The sequence below is a fragment of the Acidiplasma cupricumulans genome, from assembly GCF_001402935.1.
In the GTDB taxonomy this organism is placed as follows: Archaea; Thermoplasmatota; Thermoplasmata; order Thermoplasmatales; family Thermoplasmataceae; genus Acidiplasma; species Acidiplasma aeolicum.
On record NZ_LKBH01000081.1, the window covers coordinates 1 to 4,920 of the forward strand.

Annotated in this window: 6 protein-coding genes; 4 read left to right on the plus strand and 2 right to left on the minus strand. The window is 34.4% G+C overall.

The window, feature by feature from the left end:
- Nucleotides 1-171: 171 nt before the first annotated feature.
- Nucleotides 172-771 (plus strand): DUF998 domain-containing protein, encoded by a 600-nt coding sequence (locus AOG55_RS02590; RefSeq protein WP_162216747.1) that lies wholly within the window; start codon nucleotides 172-174, stop codon nucleotides 769-771.
- A gap of 13 nt (nucleotides 772-784) precedes the next feature.
- Entirely contained in the window at nucleotides 785-1,669 is an 885-nt protein-coding gene (locus AOG55_RS02595) for a phosphoribosylaminoimidazolesuccinocarboxamide synthase (protein WP_048100966.1), read from the plus strand.
- Here AOG55_RS02595 and AOG55_RS02600 read toward each other — a convergent pair.
- The gene (locus tag AOG55_RS02600; protein ID WP_048100965.1) at nucleotides 1,658-2,647 is read right to left on the minus strand and encodes a GHMP family kinase ATP-binding protein; all 990 of its coding nucleotides are present in this window, start codon (nucleotides 2,645-2,647) and stop codon (nucleotides 1,658-1,660) included. The genes AOG55_RS02595 and AOG55_RS02600 overlap by 12 nt on opposite strands.
- Before the next feature lie 90 nt (nucleotides 2,648-2,737).
- Here AOG55_RS02600 and AOG55_RS02605 point away from each other — a divergent pair, with 90 nt between their 5' ends.
- Nucleotides 2,738-3,277 carry an inorganic diphosphatase gene (locus AOG55_RS02605; RefSeq protein ID WP_048100964.1) on the plus strand — a complete coding sequence of 180 codons (540 nt, stop codon included), beginning with the start codon at nucleotides 2,738-2,740 and terminating at the stop codon, nucleotides 3,275-3,277.
- Nucleotides 3,278-3,598, plus strand: a complete 321-nt coding sequence (locus tag AOG55_RS02610; protein WP_048100963.1) for a hypothetical protein — start codon at nucleotides 3,278-3,280, stop codon at nucleotides 3,596-3,598. It begins immediately after the preceding gene.
- Here the strand turns inward: AOG55_RS02610 and AOG55_RS02615 are convergent.
- On the minus strand, nucleotides 3,593-4,920 hold a 1,328-nt coding region (locus AOG55_RS02615; protein ID WP_236688955.1), incomplete at its 5' end, for an MFS transporter. The genes AOG55_RS02610 and AOG55_RS02615 overlap by 6 nt on opposite strands.

A 4,920-nucleotide genomic window follows, 5' to 3' on the forward strand; every position in this document is an offset into this window, starting at 1 on the left:
CTCTTCCGATCTATCATACACTTTTATATATAATAATTAGAATAAAAAATCAATGCATGTACAGTTATTCCTGATTAATGCGGTATTCAAATTATATATATGATGCCTTAAGGTAAATAAAAAATTATGTTTCCATCAATAAATTTTAATAAAAACTATGTTTTTATAATTATGAATAAATTATATTTTTTGACCGGTATAATTGGTCCGGTGGTGACCTTATCACTTATATTTCTTGATATTTCAATATCACCATACTTTTCATGGCATGTAAACTCACTAAGCAGTCTTGGCATCCATAAATATTATTATTTGTTTGATTCTGCAGTTATTTTTGAGGGATTAATGAATACAGCATTTTCAGTATTTCTATACAGGGCAGTTCCTGTTAAGCCATTACCTATAATATTAATGATTATAGGAAGCATTGGGCTTTTCTTTGTAGGGATCTTTGATGAACATACCGGTGATATACATTTAACATTTGCAATATTATATTTTATTTTAATGCCTCTTGGAATTATAATATTTAGCCTGTTCAGAATATCCAGGTTTATAACACTTTATGGCATGATATCTGCACTTATATCGCTAATGGTAATAATCATAGGAATTTTAATGGCCCTCAAGATTATAAAATTAAAGGGTGTTGGACTATCAATACCTGAGACCATTGAGGCTTTATTGCTTGCATCATGGATAATTATGCTTGCCTCATACATTATATTTAATTACAGCAAATTACAAACAAATAAAATTATATTGGCATAAATTATACCGTGTCATGGAATTTATAAAAAGTGGAAAGGTTAAGGATATTTACTCGGATGGAGACACCCTAATTTTTAAATTTTCAAATAGAATATCAGTTTTTGATAAAATTATACCAGTGGATATTCCTGATAAGGGGGAATCACTGTGCAGAACCTCATATTACTGGTATGGTGTTGCCAGTGATATTGGAATAGAAACAGATTTAATAAAACTTGAAGGCAACAATGAAATGCGTGTCAAAAAATTTAATGTATTTAGCAGGGGAAGGGAATATTTTAGCAATTACATGGTTCCGCTTGAATTTATAACAAGGTATTATGTTGCAGGAACATATTATGACAGGATAAAGTCTGGAATCCTTGATTATCATGATGCTGGATTTAAAAATATGCCTGAATATGGAGATGAATTTCCGGACCCCTATTTTGAGGTAACCACAAAATATGAAAAATTTGACAGACCATTAAAAACAGATGAGGCTTTGACCATTTCAGGCTTAAAGCTTTACGAGCTTTATGATATAAAGGAAAAAATATTAAAAATAGACAGAAGAATAAATGAGTCTGTAAAGGGCAGGGGGTTAATACATGCTGATGGAAAAAAGGAGTTTGCACTGGGAATAAGCAGAGTGCCGACGATCATAGATACATTTGGCACACTTGATGAGGATAGGTTCTGGGATTTAAATGAATATTCCAACGGAAATATAAGGGAGCTAAGCAAGGAAATGGTAAGGCAGTATTACAGGTCAACAGGATACCATGATGCACTTTACAGGGCACGTGATCTTGGGCAGAAGGAACCGGATATACCACCACTCCCGGATGATATGATTAAAAAGGTATCAGACCTTTATAAAAATATGTACGAAAAGATTACAGGGTTAAAATGGTGATACCATCCTTGATCCCATGGCGTCAAATCTAACCCTGATTACAAACTCTGATTTTTTCAGCATTTCCTTCTGGAGATTATTAACATTGTCAGGTGGGGTAATTAAAAGTATAAATCCTTCCAGGCCGCCCCCGAGAAGCCTCGCCGCCCTTGCACCTATGGACTTCGCAAAATCAATTATGTCATCAACCTTCTCACTGGAAACTTTCTCTCCAAGTGTTTTCTTTATTTCCCAGCCAGAGTTTACAATATTGCAGAATTCACCATAATCTGATGTTTTAAATGCTTTCTCCATTGATCCGGCCAAACCCTTTATTTTTAATAATTTATTTAATGTGTCACTATCATTTTTCTCTGACTTAATAACCTGATCCCTTAATGCATTTGAGCTTTCCCTCGTTTTTCCTGTATAAACAAGCAACATTGATTTTTGTAATGTTTCTATGAAATCATTTTCCAGATTGAATGCCTCTGTTATAACAGAATTTTTACTGAATTCCATATATTTAAGGCCGCCAACGGATATTGCATATGGGTCCTGTTTTCCAAGGACAATCCCAAAATTTGTTTTCTCTATATTATATGCTTCCTCAGCAATTTCATATGAATTTTTATTCTTATTTGTAATCTTATAAATTATTTTTAGAATGCCTGTGATCAGCGCGCTGCTGGAACCAAGCCCTGATCCCGGTGGTACATCACTATTAATGATCAGCTTTCCGGTTTTAATTCCGTTTGACATAAATAATTCCATAATTTTATCCTCAACAGATGAATTCTGTTTTAATACTATGGCACTTTTTAAAAAGTCTCTTGAGGAAACCTCTAGTGGCATTTTGTCATCAGTATACCTCAATAGTATTCCACGATCAATTGTTGTGTTAAACACTGCTCCACCATATTTTTCGAAAAATGGGCTTATGTCTGTGCCACCACCTGCAAAACTAATTCTTAGAGGGCTGTAAACCGAAATTTTCATCTTTAAGTGTATGCAAATTATTTTATAAAGTTATTCAGGAATATATTATTCAAAGAATAAATATAAAATATCATTATACAATAAACAATAATGGAAAAAAATGGAAGCTACTGGCATCAGGTACCGGCCGGTCCGAACCCGCCGGATGAGGTATATGTGGTTGTTGAAATACCAAAGGGTACGAGAAACAAGTATGAAATGGGCAAGGAATTTCCAGGAATTAAGCTTGACCGCATTTTATATTCATCCTATGTTTATCCAATGGAATATGGGGCGATACCGCAAACATATTATACAGACAAGGACCCCATAGATGCCCTTGTATTTATGTCACAGCCCACATTTCCCGGTGTAATATTAAGGGCCAAACCAATAGGTGTATTGAAAATGGTAGATTCTGGAGATATTGATAATAAAATGGTATGTGTATGCCTTGATGACCCTGTTTATAAGGATCTTAAATCATACACGGAAATACCTGAACATATACTTAAGGAAACAGAGAATTTCTTTGCCACCTATAAGGCACTTCAAAATAAGAAAACTGAGGTAAATGGATGGGAGGGTCCTGAATTTGCCAAAAAGGAAATTAAAGATGCCATTGAGGCATATAAAAAACTTTTTGAGTAAATGTTATCAGTAAAAATCAATTCTGGTACATTGACCATATGCGATGGACTTTTAAGTGAACTCAATGAAAGAATTCTGGTAATAAGAACAGATGAGTACATAGCATCATGTGATTCAGGCATGTGCCAGAAGGAGAAAAACTTTAATATTGATATTGTTGATAAAATAGATGATGAAAACAATTTTTTATTTTTTAAAATTGATAATATAAAAATAGCCGTTGATATTTATACATATAATATTCTAAATTATGAAGATATAACAATAAAAAAGGGAATAAAAATTTATGTTGATGAAAATTACAGGTATAAAAGATTATGAGCCTTCCTTTTCTGCAGATTTTTCCCTGATTTTTGCCTCCTCAAATTCTGGATGCTCCTTTATATTACTCTTAGTAATCTTCTTGGTGAATATAAGGGATATCAGTGCAATGAATGCAGGTATGACAACGGCTATATACGATGCAAATGTATAATTATTCTTTGATCCAAGAAGATATGCGTATAATGGTCCGCCTATTAATGTCCCGATGTTAAAGATAAAAAACAGAAATCCAGACACAGACCCAACAACACGGTCCAGCACAGAATCCTGCCCAAAGGCAACAAGGAGGTCAACGTAGACACCCCATCCTGATCCAAAGATAAATGTAAAAACAGCAAGGCCTATAAATGATTTAAACAGTATAAACATGCCAAGGCTGCCTATGAAAATTAGAAATGAGGTTATTATAACCATGTATTTTCTGCCTATTCTATCAGCTATATAACCATAGAAAAATGCAAGTAAAAAGCCTCCAAGGCCTGCCATGGATGCTATAACTGCCGCTGAACCTGTTGGAAATCCAAGACCCTGTTCAAGATATTTTACATAATAACTGAGGTAACCCGCGAATAGGGTTATTCCAAAGAAAAATACAGATATTGCAAGAAGCACTGTATTTCTGTTAAATATGTTTTCCAGTTTTATTTTTTCCCTTTTCTCCTTTTTATATGTAACAGGTATAATGAATAGAACCAACAATAATACTATGGCTGAAACTATGCCGGATAACTCGAATGGAATCCTGAATGCCGGAAGAAATGGAGATATCATGTATGGTCCTCCAAAAAGACCTGCACCAAAAAATGTTGCCCATACTGACACTGCCTTCCCACGTGTTTCAAAGAATATATCCCCAAGAAGTGCAACACCTGCAGGTTGAAACATACCAACACCGACACCAACAAGCAGTCTGAAGGCAAAAAGTTCTGGAGTATTTGTTACAAATCCTGTTAAAACAGTAAATGCAGAGAATATTAAAACCGAAAGTAAGATTGTGTTTTTAACAGAATACCTGTCAAAGAAGTATCCTCCGACCAGGCTAAAAATTGCTATTCCTATTGCATAACCTGTTAAAATTGTTCCTATGCTAAGATATGCCGGCCCTGTTATGGACGGTACAATATAATCAGCACCAAATGAATATATTTCGGCATCAAAGCCCTCTAGGAATGCCGGCAAACCCGCAACAATGGCTATGATGGCAAATCTTGCTAGACTCTCTCCGGCAAGCTGTCTAACCGTTTCGGATTTTTGAAATCCCATTCTAAAAATGCTAACCATAATATCATAAAATTCAGCATATATATAATCTTTTATAA

Excerpts from the sequence above, each read along its gene's own strand:
- AOG55_RS02605 (WP_048100964.1), top strand. The coding sequence starts at position 2,738 with ATGGAAAAAAATGGAAGCTACTGGCATCAGGTACCGGCCGGTCCGAAC.
- AOG55_RS02595 (WP_048100966.1), top strand. The coding sequence starts at position 785 with ATGGAATTTATAAAAAGTGGAAAGGTTAAGGATATTTACTCGGATGGA.
- AOG55_RS02590 (WP_162216747.1), top strand. The coding sequence starts at position 172 with ATGAATAAATTATATTTTTTGACCGGTATAATTGGTCCGGTGGTGACC.
- AOG55_RS02610 (WP_048100963.1), top strand. The coding sequence starts at position 3,278 with ATGTTATCAGTAAAAATCAATTCTGGTACATTGACCATATGCGATGGA.
- AOG55_RS02600 (WP_048100965.1), bottom strand. The coding sequence starts at position 2,647 with ATGAAAATTTCGGTTTACAGCCCTCTAAGAATTAGTTTTGCAGGTGGT.